We start from the raw sequence: 16,467 nt of genomic DNA, 5'->3' as shown, positions 1-16,467 counted from the left end.
CGCAGCGAAGACAACTCAAAAGGCTAGTGTCGCGACCATGCTTGCATGGGCATGACCGAGCCAAGGAGTTGGGGCTTGCCCCATCCAGTCAATTCTTGAGGCTAAGCTTACTTCTTTTCGCCGCGATTCTTTGCGGCGACATCTTTATACTTGTTGTGGTCGGCGAGGTTCGTGCTAAAGAAATGCGTGTGCGAACCGTCATCCTTTGCGACAAAGTAAAGTGCTTCGGTCTTGGCGGGGAACAGCGTTGCTTCGATGGCCTTGCGACCCGGATTTGAAATCGGGCCGGGCATGAGCCCCGGGAACTTGCGGGTGTTGTACGGGTTATCGCTATTCAGCTGACTCTTGTAGATCGGGCCTGTCAAGTTCTTGAAAATGAACCTCACTGTCGGGTCTGCCCCAAGCGGCATACCGATGCGGAGACGGTTGTGGAATACTCCGGCAATGAGCGGGCGTTCTTCCGGGATGCCCGTTTCTTCTTCGACCACGCTTGCGAGTGTCAACACGCGGTGCCAGTTGCCAAGCGTTTCCCACATGGAACCTTTACGTTGCTTCATCTCGTCGCGGACCTTGAGGTTTGCTGCGACCATCTGCTTGAGTATGGACTCTTCGTCGGAGTCGATGGCGAAGGGGTAGGTGTCCGGCAAGAGGTAGCCTTCGAGCGATTTTCCTTCGATGCCAAGAGATTGGGCAAACTTCGGGTCTTGGACGAGCTTGTTCCACCGAGCCGTGTCGAGGTTCGGGAAACTTTTTTGCAGGTAGGCAGGGATTTCCCAGGAGGCTCGACCTTCGGGGATGGTCACCTTGCGGACAGCACTTTTGCCACTTTGGAACAGGGCTCCGAGTTCATCGAGCGTCTGTTGGGCGGGAACTTCGTACCAGCCGGCTTTGAGGGACGGTTTGTTCATTTTGCACCACAAAGTGAAGGCAAGTTCGTCGTCCCAGACGTTCTTTTCTTGTAAAATTTGTAAAACTTTTGTGGGGGAACTGCCCTTTGGAATCTCCAAAATGACGGTATTTTCGTTGAGTGAAACGGCGCTCAACCGTTGATTTACGTGGAAATACGCAAAAACAGCGATTAGAACGAGGATAATGGCGGTAATTGAAAAAATCTTCTTCATTGCGTAAAAATTTAAAAGAAAATGCAACGGATTGGCAAAATAAAAAGTATATTCGTATAGCATTGTTGAATATTTCCCTTGTTTTGAGGATTCGCTATGAAAATGATGAAAAAAATTATGTTTGTCGCCTTCGCTTTGTTGGTTGCCTCTTCCTTTGCAGCCAAGAAGGTCAAGTCTAAGATTGGCGACGTGGAACTCACCAAAGAAAAAGATGGTGGCTCCGTAGTCTGCACGGCTAGCTTTAACGACGAAATGACCGTCTTGAAAGAAGGCGATACCGAAGTCCTCGTGAAGGGCGCCTGCGGTCAGGGCTGGGTTCCGAAGTCCAAGATTGAATACGTTGCCCAGAAGGCTGGCGACAAGTCCATGAAGTTGGAAGACGTGGACATTGTGGGCTGGCTCGATAACCCGAGCGCCGTGTTCGTGTTGGAAAACGACGATATCGACTTCGACGGTGTGAACATCGACCGTGACTTCAAGGAATACTTGCAGCACACGATGGACCGTGAAACGATTGAAATGAGCAACGGCGAAAACTAATTGCTCTTCATTCGCGAATGTTTGACCCGCGGCTAAGCGCTGCGGGCTTTTTTTATCCTTCAACCTACTAAAATTGCATATATTTAAATATCTGCATAAATCATTGCCGCAAATCGCCTAAAAATACTATCTTTGCGTCCATGAAATTTTCAGATGGTGTAAAAGACGGGCTTCCGATAGGGCTTGGCTATTTTGCAGTTTCGTTCTCGTTCGGTATTGCAGGCTCGAATTTCTTGTCGTGGCCGCTCGTAACGCTTATTTCCATGACGAATTTGACATCGGCAGGGCAATTTGCGGGGCTCCAGATCATGACGGATGCCGCCGGTACGTTTATCGAAATGGCTCTTGCGACGTTCTTCATCAACCTCCGCTATTCGCTGATGGCTATTTCTTTGTCGCAGAAAGTTTCTTCTGATTTCGGAACGGGAAAGCGTTTGCTTTTGGCTACGGGCATTACCGATGAAATTTTTGCCGTGGCTATGTCAAAACAACGCGTGACTCCGATTTATTTCTTTGGACTCATGACGCTCCCTTACATTGGCTGGTCTTCGGGAACGGCGGTCGGTGCTATTTGCGGCGAGATTCTCCCGGCAATTGTGACGAATGCTCTTGGCGTTGCGCTTTATGGAATGTTTGTGGCTATTGTCGTTCCGCAGATGAAGGTGCATAAGCCGACAATCTTTGCCGTGGCTATTGCTGTGGCATTGAGCTGTGCCTTCAAGTTTGTCCCTGCGCTCAGCTGCGTTTCTGTGGGTTTTGCGATTATCATTTGCGCCTTGGTGGCTTCCCTTGTGGCGGCCGCATTGTTCCCCATGAAAAACCTCAATAACGAAGATGAAGGAGCCGGCAAATGAATATCGACATGCAGACTTACGTGATTTATTTGCTGGTCATGGCTGGCGTGACGCTGTTCTTGCGTGCCGTGCCGTTCATTTTGCTCCGCAAGAAACTCAAAAGCGTGTTCTGGAGCTCGTTCCTCGCTTATGTGCCCTATACGGTGCTTAGTGCAATGACTATGCCTGCAATTTTCTTTGCGACAGATAGCCGTTTGACGGGCGCCTGCGCTCTCCTTGCTGCGGTGGTTGCTTCGCTCCTTGGCGGTGGCCTTGTGACCGTTGCTGTGGTCTCGTGCCTTACCGTGCTCGGCGTTGACGGACTCATGCTTCTGTGAGTTTGAAGTTAAGAGTTACTAGTTACTAGAAATGTTTATATCGCAATCTCTAGTAACTACTAACTATTAACTAGTAACTAAGTTCAAGCCTTTTAACATTTATTTTTTATTGAAATGCGGTTTTCTGCATTCGCTAAATTGTATATTCTTGCGTGTAATTTATCGTTTTTCGTTATTTTGGAGCTGAAATGGATATTGGAGCCCTTCATTTTCAAAATCCCGAGGCCTTTTGGCTGTTGTTGTTCGTACCGCTGTTGATTGCGCTTTATGTTTATCGCCAGCAGCGCCGCAAGAGTACAATCAAGTTCCCGGCGCTTGCGCTTGCAAAGAAGGCGGTGCCGAGCCGTCGCGTGAAGTTTAGGCATATTGTACCGGCGCTCCGATTGGCGGCCCTTGTTTGCTTTGTGGTGGCTCTTGCGCGTCCGCAGAACGCGATGGAAGTCGAATACACTTCGACCGATGGTGTGGATATTATGCTTGCGCTTGACGTTTCCGGTTCCATGAGTACGCTTGACATGCTTACGAATGCGGAACAGTCAAAACTTGGTACGATGAATGCCGAACGTTTTTGGAAAAACGGCGATTTTTGGAAGTACAGTCGTTTGGGCTATGCTCAGGATGTGATTGCTGAATTCATTGGCAAACGCCATAGCGATCGCATTGGTCTTTCGGCATTTGGTGCTCGTTCGTTTACGCAGTGCCCGCTTACGATGGATTACGGTTCCCTGCTTGAAATCTTGAAGGCTAGCGATGATCTTGCCCGCGATACGCTTGTGAATAACAGGACCGCCATTGGCGATGGCTTGATGAACGCTCTTGCTCGACTCAAGATGTCCGATGCCAAGTCCCGCGTTGTGATTCTCTTGACTGATGGTCGTGACAATGCGAGTGTTGTCCCGCCGGTGCGTGCTGCTGAAGTGGCGAAGTCCCTGGGCGTGAAGGTTTACACTGTTGGCGTCGGCAAAAAGAATGGCAAGATTCTTGCGTTCCAGCAGAACCCGTGGACTGGCGATATTTCTTGGGGTGAACGCGATATCACGCCCGAAGAAGGCATTGACGAAGACGTGCTCAAGTCGATTGCTTCAAAGACTGGTGGACGATTCTACCGTGCCGAAAACAAGGCCGAACTTGAAAAGATTTATTCTGAAATCGATGAACTTGAAAAGACTGAAATCGAGACAATCGCCTATGCCCGCTATGCCGAAAAATTCTACCCGTGGCTGTTGGTTGGCGCTCTCCTCATTTTGCTCGAACTCATCCTCGCAAATACAAGATTCGTGAGAATCCCGTGATTCGGCATCTGACGCTTCACTCGTCATGGGGCTTGCCCCATCCAGTTAAGTTTTACTATTCCTTCGGTGCTGGAGTTTCGGGCTTGTAGCAGTTCTTCTTTGCTTCGGCGAAAATCTTGGAAATATTGCTTGTCGAAATGTTCGAAATTTCGGCAAAATGCAGGCTGAATGAAATCTTCCACGTTGTCATGTCTGCTTGCATGCTGTCGCGGTCACATTCGCGGATAAGCTTTTGACAGAACGCTTCGATTTCAGAGACTTCGTCGCGTTCCATCACAATTGCAAATTGGCTTTCGCCAGTTCTTGCCAGGAATGCGTTTTGCCCTCTACATTGGCGTTTAAAGAATGACGAAATATCTACAAGCACACGGTCGGACATTTCATAACCAAAATTGCGGACGATATCCTTGAAGTAGTCCACTTCCATGACGAGCAAGAACAGTCGCTTGCTAGGATCCTGGTGCTGTGTGATGAACTGGAGGTATTCGGTCAAGCGTATTTTGTTGTTTACGTTGGTAAGCGGGTCCGAAGTAATTCTGTACTTGAGGAGCGTGACGTAAACATGCAAAAGGGTTAAAGCAAAAATAGGGTCGGTGAGCGGAATGTCTGGAACGAAATATTGAATAATGCAGGAGCAACTTGGGACAAGGGCTATGAACGAGAGATAGAACGCTTCTTTTCTATTCGTGGAATTCTTTTGCGAAAAGGCATGCTGGATGCCCAAAATCATGGTCGCGAGAATGTAGAGGAAATTCAGCCCGATAAGGAATGGCAAAAGCCTTCTGAACTGGAGTGATGTCGTGTGGCAATCGTTTGTGAATCCATAAATGCTTATGCCGATGCAAATGAATATGCCGATGATGCTTGGGGTCGAAAATAGTGGGAACAGGTGCTTGTAAGAATAGACGCTTTTGCGGATTCGGAGGAAGATGAACGAGAACCATAGCTGGGCGAGGAGTAACGAGGAACTCAGGCTCAAAGCGTACATGATTGCATAAATGACGCAAATCTTTTGGTTGCTCAAGTAAAGGTCGCTTTGTGCATGGACCGAATAAAGCATCTTGGTCACCGTGCTCAAGACGATGTAGATGATAGTATCGATGATGGTAAAGCCGAGAATACGCTCTTCTAGATGCCTAAGGATACTGTCTTTAAACTGTAGCAGCGTAATAATTAGCACTGCTATACAGATGATATTTATTTCTATCAGTCCTACGTATGACATCTCGCAACCTTAACCTTAGAGGAAATATAAATAATTGAAAGGTTTTTGTATGAAAAGAAATGCATACAGTAGGAAGTAGGCAGTGGTTTGTAAACAGGATAATAAAATGAAGAATGAAAAATGAAGAACGAAAGATTAATTTCCCATTATTCGTTTTTAACTTTTAATTTTTCATTCCTAACCACTTTCTAAAACACGAACTAGTAACTGTTGACTAGTGTCTAGTAACTTCGAATTTTGTATATTCTTCTTGCCTATTTGAAATGATGCAATTTTATCGGAGTAGATAATGAGATTTGCAGAACCGAATTTTTTGTGGGGCCTTTTTACTCTGCCTCTCTTTGCGCTTCTCTTTGTGTATGCATATCATCGTCGTAAAAAACTTGCAGCACGTTTTGTATCGCTTTCGATGCTTTCGAAACTTTCTACGAGCGTTTCTCCGTGGCGCCGCCTGACCAAAATGCTGCTTTTGCTCCTGGCTATTGCATTTTTGTTTGTGGCGCTTGCCCGTCCGCAGTGGGGGCGCAAGATGGAACATGTGGAACGCCGTGGGCAAGATCTTGTGCTCGTGCAGGACGTTTCGCTTTCGATGCTTGCCGAAGACGTAAAGCCGAACCGCTTGGTTCGTAGCCGTCACGAAATTTCGTCCTTCCTCGAATCGCTCTCGGGTGACCGTGTGGGCTTGGTGGCATTCAGTGGTGAAGCTCAGGTCATGGTTCCTTTGACACTGGATTACGGTACGGTGCAGATGGTGCTCCGTGAACTCAATCCGGGCTGGCTCATGCCGGGTACGAACTTGGAAAAGGCTATTCGTAAGGGTATGACTTTGTTCAAAAACTCCGGTGGGGCAAGCCAACATTCGATCATGATTCTCATGAGCGATGGCGAAGAACTTGAGGCTGCCGCAGTCAATGCCGCGAAGGAAGCTGCCGAAATGGGCATCAAGATTTATACGATTGGTATCGGTTCCCGCGAAGGTGTTCCTATACCGCTCAAGGACAAAAACGGCGGAAGCGTTTACAAGAAGGACATGCAGGGTAATATCGTGACGACCCGCCTTGAAGAAGGAACTCTCCAAGAAATTGCAAATGTGACCGGAGCGCTTTACTTCTATGCTAGTCCGGGCGAGTTCCAGTTGCAAAAGGTCTTGACTGAAATCTCGACGCTCGAAAAGAAGGATCAGAGCAGCGACCGCATGGAAAATTACCAGGACCGCTACCAGATATTCCTCGGACTTGCCGCTTTGCTGTTCTTGATTGAAGCTATTGTTTCGGAACGTGGCCGTCGCCGCAAGCAGCTGAACGGAAGGTTCAGTTAGTTGTTGGTTTGAAAAAAGGCCCGGCGCGCATGCGTCGGGTCTTTTTCATAGGAGGGATTGAAGAAGCCTTCCTGGTGGGGCTTGTGTCTCGACTGGAGAACTGTGCGGAAGCCGGAGGTTGGCTTACTACGCGTGTTGTGGCCACTAGGAAGGCTCAAGTATTAATATATGTCTATTTGCGGAATGGGGAGCAATAATCCTCAAAATGATTGGTCTATTTTGGAATGTTCCGCTTTAGTTTGCTATTTTCTAGTTGATGAATACGAAATATTTAGTTTCTACTGCGTTTTTGGCCTCTTTGGCTGTTTTGACCGCATGTTCCCTGATGCCGAAAAATGGCTCGAATTCCCGTAATACGGTGGATGTGTATGCCGCGGCTGCTCAGGATTCTGCGAATGTGTCGAGTTCTTGGGCAGGCTTGCCCGAACATTATAGCAAGATTGAATTTCCTGAATACAAATATGTAGCTCCGTATCCGAAGGATTTCCGTGTGGAAATTGCTGATGGTATCACGGGCTATATTGTAAGCGACAAGACGCTTCCGCTCGTAGACTTTACGGTTTATTTTGAAGAAAATAATTTGCCGCAGGTCCTCAAAGACAAGGCCGCCTTTGAAATGGTCGGTTCCATGATCCGTCGTGGTTCGGGTGGTGGAATTACTCCACATGCCCTTGAAGACTCTCTTGAATTTGTGAGTGCCTCGATTTCTACAAGCGTCGGAACTTACCTTTCCGCTTTTGACATTAACTGCCTTTCTAAAGATTTCCCGTCGATGCTCGAACTTTCGAAGAAAGTGCTTACGGCGCCTGCGTTCGACAAGACTCAGCTAGAAATTGTAAAGGCAAACTTTGTCACGTCTTACGAACGCCGTTACGAAACTCCGGCGAAGGTGCTTGCTGCACTCAAGTCCAAGGTCAATTACGCCCCGAATCCGCGCCTTTGGGATGCAAACGCCAACGAATACAAGGCTGTGACTGCAGCCGATGTAAAGCGCCTTGCTAAGGGAGTGTTCTCCTCTAAACGCATCGTCTTTGCTCTTGCTGGCGACGTGGACAAGGATTCTGCTGTTGTGGCTCTCAAGAAGTTCTTTGCGGACTGGAAAGTAGAACCTGCGAAGACCGAAAAGCCAAAGCCGACACCGCTTACCTTTGCACGCAAGCCCGGTGTGTATGTGGTCGACAAGGATATTACGCAGGCTAACATCACCATGAACCAGCCGTTCGTTCAGCGCCCGCATCCGGATTACTATCCGACTGCCGTGGCTAGCTTTATTTTGGGCGGTGGCAGCTTTAGTTCTAGACTCATGAATCGAGTCCGTAGCGATGAAGGACTTGCTTACAGCGTCTACAGTACGGTCGGTAACGATTACCGCGACACGGCGATGACAACTATTGCTCTTCAGACGAAAGTGGAAACGATTGATTTTGCGCTGAAGCTCATTTTCGAAGAGGTTGAAAAGCTTGCGAAAGATGGCCCCACGGCAGAAGAACTGGAACAGGCCAAGAAGTCTTTGGTCGAAAGTTTGCCGAGCCTTTTTGACACACCGTCTTCGACAGCATCCATTTTTGCAAAGGGTGAACTTCTTGGCAAATCGGATGATCATTATTTAGATTATGTGAAGGAAATCACGGCTGTGACTGCGGAACAGGTCAAGGCGATGATAGCTAAGTATTTTGGTAAGGACAAGATGACGATTTCGATTGTCGGTCCTGTCTCCATGTTCGAATCGCTGAAGCCATTTACGGTGATTCCTTTGGATAGTCTTGAGTTCCGTTAATCTTTAAAAGCGAGGTGTCTATGCAGGGTAAGAGTTTGCATTTTTCGTTTTTGAGCGTATGCATTGGTGTTGTACTGGCGCTGGGCTCTTCTCTGTCTTATGCCGCCAAGATTATCCCGGCATCGGAAGTCTCACGCAAAACAATTTTGAAGAAAGTGCACAACAAGGACGAAGATGTACGTTCTTTTTGTGCGGGCATGTTCAAGTGCCTTGATATTAGGTACGAGGCTTGTACCGAGAACGATATGAAGCCGTGGCCTAAACTTAATTATGACGAGGAATTCTGCGGCCCCTATAAGGAAATTGTAAAACGTGGTTTCTCGGTGGATATTTATAAGCCTATGGTGGCTGATGTTTTTTTACGTCTAGGCCGCCAGTACAGGGCTATTTATTCTAGCGAAGGAACTCTCCCGCTCGAAGTCAACGAAATCACGTTCTTGTTCGATAATATGCCGTTTACAGCGGACTTGATTAACGCTTATCTAGAATCGGAATACACTCTTGAATACAATAGCCATGACCGTCGCTATTTCTCGGGCGGTAATGGCCATGGACTTTCGGGTGATTTTTATTGGGCCTTGCAAGATAGTGCAGGTACAAAACCCATGTTGCGTAACATGTTCTTTGGCTATGGTTACGCACAAATTCTAAAGTGGTCTCTCAAGGGAACCGCAGTGGCGTTCTTGGATATGGACTTGGTCGCTCCTCGGAAACTCAAGTACAAGCTTACCGCTTTTGTATTCCCTGCAAATTCCGTCTTGAATTCGATTATGCAATTGCGCGTTTTCAAAAGTGTCGTGAATTCGAAGATTGACGATGTCGTGAACGATATCAAAAAAGCATCGTCAATGTATTACGGCGGAAATCGTCGCCCGCTTACGACAAATGCTAAAATGCGGACGCCCGAAAATCAGCGCCATATAACAGAATTTGATAAAGTGGTCTCTGGCGGCTCCTGGAAACTCGGGGATGCTCTCCGTCTTGAACGTTCTATGATGGAACTTAGCAAGCCGAAGGCAACGCCTGCTAAGCCTGCAGAACCAACGGAACCCACAGAAAAAATTTCTATAAAAAAGGATTAAAAATGAGTGAACCTAAGGACTTGGAAACTTTGCTTGCACGTGTTACGGAACGTCGCCGTGAACTCTTGACATCCGTTGTTAATCGTCGCACTCGTCATTTTTGCATGGTGCTCGAAGACCTGTTCGATCCGCACAACATATCGGCTGTTATCCGTACGGCAGAAGTTTTTGGACTTCAGGATGTGCACATCATCGAAGAAGACAATGCCTACAGTGTGAACAAGTCTATCCTCAAGGGTTCTTATAAGTGGATGAGCCTTTATCTGTACAAGAAGCGTATGCTTTGCATGGAAAAGCTTCGTGCAAAAGGTTACAAGATTGCGGTCGCCAGCACGAACACGACGAACTCTGTGCTCGACCTCGATTTGAGCCAGCCGATGGCATTCTACTTGGGTAGTGAATTTCACGGAAACCACCCGGATACACTTGCCCATGCCGATTACGAATTTAAGCTCCCGCAGTATGGCATTACAGAATCCATGAACGTGTCTGTTGCCGGTGGTGTCTTGATGACGTATCTTGATGTGTTCATGCAGAAAGAAGGCCGCGAAAAATTTGCGCTCCCTCAGGCCGAAAGAGATGCTCTTTTGCTTGATTGGCTTGACCGTCATGTAAACGGAATTGAAACAAATAGCCCCATCGTGAGGGTGGAGGGATAATCCCCATATTTTTTATTACGCCTCCAATGCCAATCGTAAAATATGCTAGATTGTTTTTAGAATGAAAAAGAATACTGCTTTATATTTTTCTGTTGGCCTTGTCGTTCTTTTAGCCATTTTCATTTTGATATTTGGCATGATTTTCTTGAACGAGAAGGATCTGCGTGAGACTTTTGATGTGTACCATTTGCGCTTTACGCAGGTGAGTACGCTAGTTTTGGATGACCCGGTTAAGATTAACGGTGTAAAGCTTGGCCGAGTGGAATCGATTGAACTTTCTGGCCATCGCGTTGTTGTGACGGTCAGGCTTAAGTCTAATGTGAAGATTCCGAAGGATTCCGAAATCCGAGTGCAGAATATCGGAATCATGGGCGAACGCCAGATTGGCATGATTCTCGGGGATTCCGAAGAATATTTTGTGCCGGGCGATACGATTACGGGACAGTTTGATGCGGGTATTGCCGAAGCACTTGGCCTTGCTGGTGAAGTTTGCGATTCTACAAAGGTGCTCCTGGAAGCGGTGAAGACTGCTTTGAATGGAACAATTGCAAATCCGGATTTTCAGGACCGTTTCAAGACACTCCTTGTGAAAGCAGAAAATCTTGAAGATCGCCTGATGTCGCTTGTCGTGACGACCGATCCGCAGCTCAAGAAGAGCCTTGCAAACCTCAACAAGGTGACGGTCAAGGTGAATGAATTGGTGGATGGCGTGAAGGAACCGATTAACGGTCTCTTTGCTGGAACGGATAAGGTTATGGGTAACGCGAACCAGTTGATTTCGGAACTGGAAGGCGTGACAAAGCATTTGGATGGGCTGATTGCCAAGGTGCAAGCCAAGATGGATTCAAAAGACAATACCGTCGGTATATTGCTGAACGATAGACAGCTTCATGACGATCTTGTCAAAACGGTACACTCCGCTGACAGCCTGTTCAAGATCATCCTGCAGGATGGCCTTGATATTAATGTGGATTTCTTCTGAGGAATTGATGATTACAAAGTTATTTACTGTTTCCAACAAATTGGGTATTCACGCTCGACCGGCCGGTATGATAGTTGATATCACGGGCCAGGCCAAAAGCGATGTGTCCATTGTATTTGATGGATCGAAGGCCAACGCGAAGAGCATCCTTAACGTGATGATGCTTGCTATCCCTGCCGGTTCCGAAGTCAAGTTCGAAATCGATGGCGAGGACGAAGAGCTAGTCGTTCAGCAGTTGGAAAAGCTTTTTGATGACCACTTCAACGAAGAACCCTGCTGATTTTGTGGCGAAGCCCGCTGAAGGTTCTTCCCGGAAGTCTCCGAGAACTGAACTTGTCGGCGTGCCGTCGTCTCCGGGCTTTGCCATGGGGACGGTGTTCCCTGTTGCAAATCGCGAATTTTCTGTGGTCGATGAGACGCTCCCCGAGAGCCGCCTTGCTGCAGAAGAACAGATGTTCTTGAAGGCCATTAGCAAGACCTCCAAGGAAATTGCTCAGATTAAAGAAATTTCAGAAACCAGAGCTGGTGTCAAGGACAGCCTGATTTTTGCTACCCACTTGATGATCTTGCAAGATCCGGGACTCGTGAATGGAGTTCTCGACAAGATCAAGAAGAAACACAAAAATGCAAAGTGGGCGGTGCATGTCGTATTTAACGCATACATCGAAAAGTTCGAGAAAATAGATTCTCCGGCCATGCGCGACAAGGCGGCGGACCTTAGGGACCTGTACAACCGCTTGATGTCGGCAATGGATGACTCCGGACCGGTATTGGAGGACGTGTCTGACGAAGAAGGCATTGTCCTTGTTGCTCATGAGTTTGTTCCAAGTTTCTTGATGACGCTCAAACCGGGCCAGGTGAACGCAATCGTGATGGATACTGGTGGCCGTACAAGCCATGTCGCCATTTTGTCGAGAGCGTTGCAGATTCCTGCTGTGTCCGGTCTTAGAAATGTTGCGGCCCTCGTTAAAAGCGGCGATACAATTATCGTCGATGGTGCTGATGGTAAGGTTATCATTAATCCGAACGAAGACGATATCCGCAAATTCCATGAACGCCAGGAAATGTTCGAACGCCAGCGCCGTGAACTTTTCACGATGCGTCAGTTGGAGCCGATGACTCGCGATGGCAAGTACATTGTGCTTCATGCAAATATCGAAATTCCTACAGAAGCGGACAAAGTAACGGACTTTGGCGCAACGGGTATTGGTCTTTACCGTTCGGAATTCTTGTTCTTCAGGAAAGATACTCCGACTGAAGCAGAACAGGAAAGCGCATATAGACATATTCTCGAGAAGATGGCTCCGTTCCCGGTTGTCATCCGTACGCTTGATGCGGGTGGCGATAAACTGGTGTCGGGTGTTTCGGCAGTAAATGAATCTAACCCGTTTATGGGTTGGCGTTCCATCCGCGTATGCCTTGATCGCGAAGATATTTTCATTACGCAGTTGCGTGCTCTGCTGCTTGCAAATACAAAAGGCAATTTGCGCATCTTGCTTCCGATGATATCGAGCATGACGGAATTGCGCCGTGCAAAGGCTTGCATTGCGAAAGCCCGCAAACAGCTGGAAGACGAAGGTCATAAGTTGCCCGTTGTGAAAATCGGCTCAATGATCGAAGTTCCCGCTGCCGTAATGATTGTGGATAAACTTGCTAAGGAAGTCGATTTCTTTAGCTTGGGTACAAATGACTTGATCCAATTTACGCTTGCCGTAGACCGTACGAACGAACTTATTACAGATATGTTCCAGCCGCACCACCCCTCTGTGCTCAGCATGATTTATCAGACTGTGGTGGCTGCACACCGTGAAGGAATCCCGGTGGCTGTTTGCGGTGAAATGTGTACGGATCCGATGAGCGTTTTGTTGCTGGTTGGCCTTGGTGTTGATGAACTTTCGATGACTCCGTGGAGCGTGATGACCACGAAGAAAATTATCCGTTCTATCAACTTTGAAGATGTTCGTGAAGCTGCGTTAACTGTTTTGCAAATGGACGATGCCGAGAGTGTAAATGAGTTTTTGCATAAAAAGTATGCACAGACCATTATGGAACTAGGTATATCAGGATTTGTGGGACAGGTAGAAAAATAAAAACAGTTGGTTTGTAAATGAAATTATTTTATTCGTTGTTGTTTGCATGTACAGCCGCCTTGTATGCTCAGGTGGATGGATCGGCATATTCTTTGTATAAGTCTCCGTTTTCGGATCAGGAAATGGTGGCTCCGGATCAGTTCCAAGATGCTGTTATCCGTGCGGCTCGGGCAAAGAAAACAATGAATGATATTTCTGTTTCGCAGAACCATCGTGATTTTGCCCGTGCAGCCTACTACTATTACAGTGGCCAGTGGGATAGCGCTTATGCTGCCTACAATTCTTTGCGCAAACGCGAACCGGAATTGCTTGGTAGTGTTGTGCTCCGTATGGCTAAGGCGAACTTTAAACAGGAACAGTACGCCAAGATGCGCGAAACGCTGCGCCTCGAAAAGAGCCTGGAAAATGACAGGGCTTGGCGCGAATCGGCGGACCGCTTGAGAATCGAAGCCTCGATGGCTGATTTTTCGCTGAATGATGTAGCCCGTGCAGATTCGCTGATGGCATTCCTTAATGGAAATCCGGATGGCGATGATGTCGATCCCTTAAAGTATCGTTACGCACGCTATTTAGAAGATTCTTACCAGTTGAAGCAGGCAAAGCGCCTTTACATGAAGCTGTTGACGAGCCGTACATCGTACAAGGATTCTGCGTACGCTTCAATCCGTCGCTTGAGAGAAGTGCTTGGCACGCCCGAAACGCTTGCTGAAAAAGTCGCTTATGCAAAGATGGCATGCAACAAGGACGAAATGAAAAATTGCCTGGAGTTGCTAGATTCTATCCAGATTCTGGATGCTCAGCAGGCTCAGAAAAATCCGGCTTCGGTGGTGGTGCTTGATGACCCGGCCTATGCGCGCTTGAAGAAGAGCACGCTAGATTTGAACACGCGTATTATGCTGTGGGAAAAACGCGCTGGGGCATTGCGCGCGTTGAACCGCAGTGAAGATGCCATTGAACAGTATCGCAACTTGATTGAAAATGTAGAAGCCCGTCCGTCCTGGATCCAGGCGATTCTCAAGCTTTACCGCAAGGAAGCTGCAGGTCTCTTTGACGAAGAAATCCACACGTACGATTCGCTTTTGCAGGACGTGAGTCAGTATAGCAACGAAAATGCCAATAATCTTTGGTTGCGCGGCTTTGAATTTGAACAGAAGCTGATGTACGACAAGGCGATTGAGTGCTACAAGAAACTCATTCACAAACGTTTTAAAAGCAACTTAAAACGCCAATGGGCGAGATTCCGCATAGGCTATTGCTACTTTAAGCGTGGCATGTGGGTTGAAGCTGTTGCATATTTCCGTGATGCAACGAAAGATCCGTTCTTGTGGAGTGGTAGCGCTTCGAGAATGTTCCTTGGCGATTCGTACATGAAAATGGGCGAGGATTCGCTTGCCCGTGCAGCCTATCTTGATTGTATCAAGGACTTCCCACTTTCGTACTACGCACATCGCAGCCGCACCAAGCTTTTGGAAAATCGCTTGATGCCGGCAGACCAGATTCCTTATGCTCATGGCGTGCCGATGTCCCATGCGGCTACGATTGATTGGATTCGTTCGGTGAATAAACTCGGAAAGCCCGATGCCTCGTATAGCAAGGAACGCTTTGAAAAAATCAAGAAATTGTTCCTCTATGGTTTTGAAGAAGAAGCTTTCAGGCTGTATGAAGAAGTCAAGAAGAAAAACTTTAAGCGTCTTGATTTCCTTTACGAATACGGTAAGCTGTTCTATGAAATGGGCGAAACTGCTGCCGGGTACAGGCTTGCACGTCAGTTCCAGGCGAAAATTGATAGACGTTTGTTGATGGCTCCGCCGATTGACGTGTTGCATTATCTCTTCCCGGTGCCGTACGCCGATCCGGTCGTTTACCATTCGGGGAGCAATATTGATCCGTTCTTTGTGTATAGCGTGATGCGTCAGGAATCCATTTTCGATTTCCAGATTACATCGCCAGCGGGCGCTTGCGGCCTTTTGCAGATTATGCCTGCGACGGGAAAAATGCTTGCGGACAAGGAAGAAATTTCGAACTTCAATCCGAAGCGCCTTTACAATGCCTATATGAATATTCGCTTGGGAATCCGTTACTTGGTGGATCTCAAGGATGAATACAAGAACGACTACATGTACGTGCTCTGCAACTATAATGCAGGCCCGAAACCGACGAAGCGTTGGCAGTCCGAAAGCGAAGGTCTTCCGTGGGATTTGCGCGTCGAAGAAATCAGCTACTGGGAAACCCGCGACTATGTCAAACGCGTCATGGGAAATTACTGGATTTATCAGGAAATATATCGAGATAAGTAGTATCTAGTAACTCGATAAGTTCTGCCAATTGTTATGCTTTTTCTTCTTTTAACCATCGGTCCGGCGTTCCTTTTTGCCTGTGGAAACATTCTTGAAAAATCGGGAGTATCTACTGTAGGCAAACGCACGGGCGGTACTTCTAGACCCTGGGAATTTTTCAAGGGCGTTATCACGAATAAATTTTGGTGGCTTGGCATTGCATGCTCTGGGCTTGCAACGCTAGGTTATTACATTGCCATGGCCCAATATGATTTGAGCCAGGTGCAACCGATGATGGTCTTGAATCCGGTGCTGACGGCACTCATGGGTTTCTGCATTTTGAAAGAAGTCTTGACCAAGCGTATTGTCGTGGCGATTTGCTTTGTTGTGGCTGGCCTTCTTTATTCTGTCGAAAATCTTGGCGAATCGACTGCTGTGCAGAATATCGGGAGCCTTTGGGCGTATGCAGGTGGGCTTTGTTTTGCAACGTTAATTGCGCACCTTTGGGTAAAAGATCGCGAAGTGGTGGACTCGCTCATTATGGGCGTTGGTTTTGGACTTTCGGCTGCGTTTTACAAAAGCCTTGCCATGGATTTTGACCTCGACCACATCGAGTTTTCTTCGGTGGCGAACTTGCTTATGGATTTTAGGACGCTTGGCTATGTCGCTACTTATGGCATTGCTTTTTTGTACTCGCAAGTGTCTTTTTCGCGTGGACGAGCCCTATTTATTATCCCGTTCAGTGCGGCAGTCGGTGCTGCGGTTCCGACATTAGCGGGGGCTCTTGTTTTTTATGAAGCGTTCCCGATAGGGAAGGTTATTTCGGTCGGCTTAGTGCTCATCGGTGCCTGTCTTTTTATTGTTCGCAGGCCGAGAAAAAAAAAGATTGCTTAGTTTATCTGTATTACCGTTGGACCCTTAATAATGGCTTATA

15 protein-coding genes are annotated in these 16,467 nt (G+C 47.5%); 13 read left to right on the top strand and 2 right to left on the bottom strand.

Annotated elements, in window-relative coordinates:
• Positions 1 to 107: 107 nt before the first annotated feature.
• Positions 108 to 1,121, bottom strand: a complete 1,014-nt coding sequence (gene mltG / locus BUQ91_RS12755; protein WP_254842357.1) for an endolytic transglycosylase MltG — start codon at positions 1,119 to 1,121, stop codon at positions 108 to 110.
• Positions 1,122 to 1,217: 96 nt separating this feature from the next.
• Between mltG and BUQ91_RS12750 the strand changes: the two genes are divergently transcribed.
• From BUQ91_RS12750 to BUQ91_RS12735, 4 genes are all read left to right on the top strand, one after another.
• Entirely contained in the window at positions 1,218 to 1,661 is a 444-nt protein-coding gene (locus tag BUQ91_RS12750; protein ID WP_074209543.1) for a hypothetical protein, read from the top strand.
• A gap of 140 nt (positions 1,662 to 1,801) precedes the next feature.
• The gene (locus tag BUQ91_RS12745) at positions 1,802 to 2,515 is read left to right on the top strand and encodes an AzlC family ABC transporter permease (RefSeq protein WP_074209542.1); all 714 of its coding nucleotides are present in this window, start codon (positions 1,802 to 1,804) and stop codon (positions 2,513 to 2,515) included.
• Entirely contained in the window at positions 2,512 to 2,832 is a 321-nt protein-coding gene (locus tag BUQ91_RS12740; protein ID WP_083601277.1) for an AzlD domain-containing protein, read from the top strand. The genes BUQ91_RS12745 and BUQ91_RS12740 overlap by 4 nt, the downstream gene beginning before the upstream one ends.
• Before the next feature lie 188 nt (positions 2,833 to 3,020).
• Positions 3,021 to 4,124 (top strand): vWA domain-containing protein, encoded by a 1,104-nt coding sequence (locus BUQ91_RS12735; RefSeq protein ID WP_074209541.1) that lies wholly within the window; start codon positions 3,021 to 3,023, stop codon positions 4,122 to 4,124.
• A 55-nt stretch (positions 4,125 to 4,179) separates the two neighbouring features.
• On the opposite strand, the gene BUQ91_RS12730 is transcribed toward BUQ91_RS12735, so the two are convergent.
• Complete coding sequence (locus tag BUQ91_RS12730) at positions 4,180 to 5,349, bottom strand: GGDEF domain-containing protein (protein WP_074209540.1); 1,170 nt, start codon at positions 5,347 to 5,349, stop codon at positions 4,180 to 4,182.
• Positions 5,350 to 5,638: 289 nt separating this feature from the next.
• Here BUQ91_RS12730 and BUQ91_RS12725 point away from each other — a divergent pair, with 289 nt between their 5' ends.
• From BUQ91_RS12725 to BUQ91_RS12685, 9 genes are all read left to right on the top strand, one after another.
• The gene (locus tag BUQ91_RS12725; protein WP_074209539.1) at positions 5,639 to 6,667 is read left to right on the top strand and encodes a vWA domain-containing protein; all 1,029 of its coding nucleotides are present in this window, start codon (positions 5,639 to 5,641) and stop codon (positions 6,665 to 6,667) included.
• 256 nt (positions 6,668 to 6,923) lie between these two features.
• Positions 6,924 to 8,444: a M16 family metallopeptidase gene (locus BUQ91_RS12720; RefSeq protein ID WP_072829323.1), complete on the top strand. Its 1,521-nt coding sequence runs from the start codon at positions 6,924 to 6,926 to the stop codon at positions 8,442 to 8,444.
• Between the two features lie 20 nt (positions 8,445 to 8,464).
• Positions 8,465 to 9,526, top strand: a complete 1,062-nt coding sequence (locus tag BUQ91_RS12715) for a hypothetical protein (protein ID WP_072829320.1) — start codon at positions 8,465 to 8,467, stop codon at positions 9,524 to 9,526.
• A gap of 2 nt (positions 9,527 to 9,528) precedes the next feature.
• Positions 9,529 to 10,185: a TrmH family RNA methyltransferase gene (locus BUQ91_RS12710; RefSeq protein ID WP_072829319.1), complete on the top strand. Its 657-nt coding sequence runs from the start codon at positions 9,529 to 9,531 to the stop codon at positions 10,183 to 10,185.
• A gap of 61 nt (positions 10,186 to 10,246) precedes the next feature.
• Positions 10,247 to 11,167: an MlaD family protein gene (locus BUQ91_RS12705; RefSeq protein ID WP_074209538.1), complete on the top strand. Its 921-nt coding sequence runs from the start codon at positions 10,247 to 10,249 to the stop codon at positions 11,165 to 11,167.
• Between the two features lie 7 nt (positions 11,168 to 11,174).
• The gene (locus BUQ91_RS12700) at positions 11,175 to 11,447 is read left to right on the top strand and encodes an HPr family phosphocarrier protein (RefSeq protein ID WP_072829670.1); all 273 of its coding nucleotides are present in this window, start codon (positions 11,175 to 11,177) and stop codon (positions 11,445 to 11,447) included.
• On the top strand, positions 11,419 to 13,257 hold the full coding sequence (gene ptsP / locus BUQ91_RS12695; RefSeq protein ID WP_072829315.1) for a phosphoenolpyruvate--protein phosphotransferase: 1,839 nt from the start codon (positions 11,419 to 11,421) through the stop codon (positions 13,255 to 13,257). Before BUQ91_RS12700 ends, ptsP begins: the two co-directional genes overlap by 29 nt.
• A 17-nt stretch (positions 13,258 to 13,274) precedes the next feature.
• The gene (locus BUQ91_RS12690; RefSeq protein WP_074209537.1) at positions 13,275 to 15,554 is read left to right on the top strand and encodes a lytic transglycosylase domain-containing protein; all 2,280 of its coding nucleotides are present in this window, start codon (positions 13,275 to 13,277) and stop codon (positions 15,552 to 15,554) included.
• Positions 15,555 to 15,587: 33 nt separating this feature from the next.
• Complete coding sequence (locus BUQ91_RS12685; RefSeq protein WP_072829311.1) at positions 15,588 to 16,427, top strand: EamA family transporter; 840 nt, start codon at positions 15,588 to 15,590, stop codon at positions 16,425 to 16,427.
• Positions 16,428 to 16,467 lie beyond the last annotated feature (40 nt).

Source organism: Fibrobacter sp. UWB11, from assembly GCF_900143015.1.
In the GTDB taxonomy this organism is placed as follows: Bacteria; Fibrobacterota; Fibrobacteria; order Fibrobacterales; family Fibrobacteraceae; genus Fibrobacter.
The sequence above is the reverse complement of the archived record's forward strand: the minus strand, read 5'-3'. Positions and strand labels throughout refer to the sequence as shown.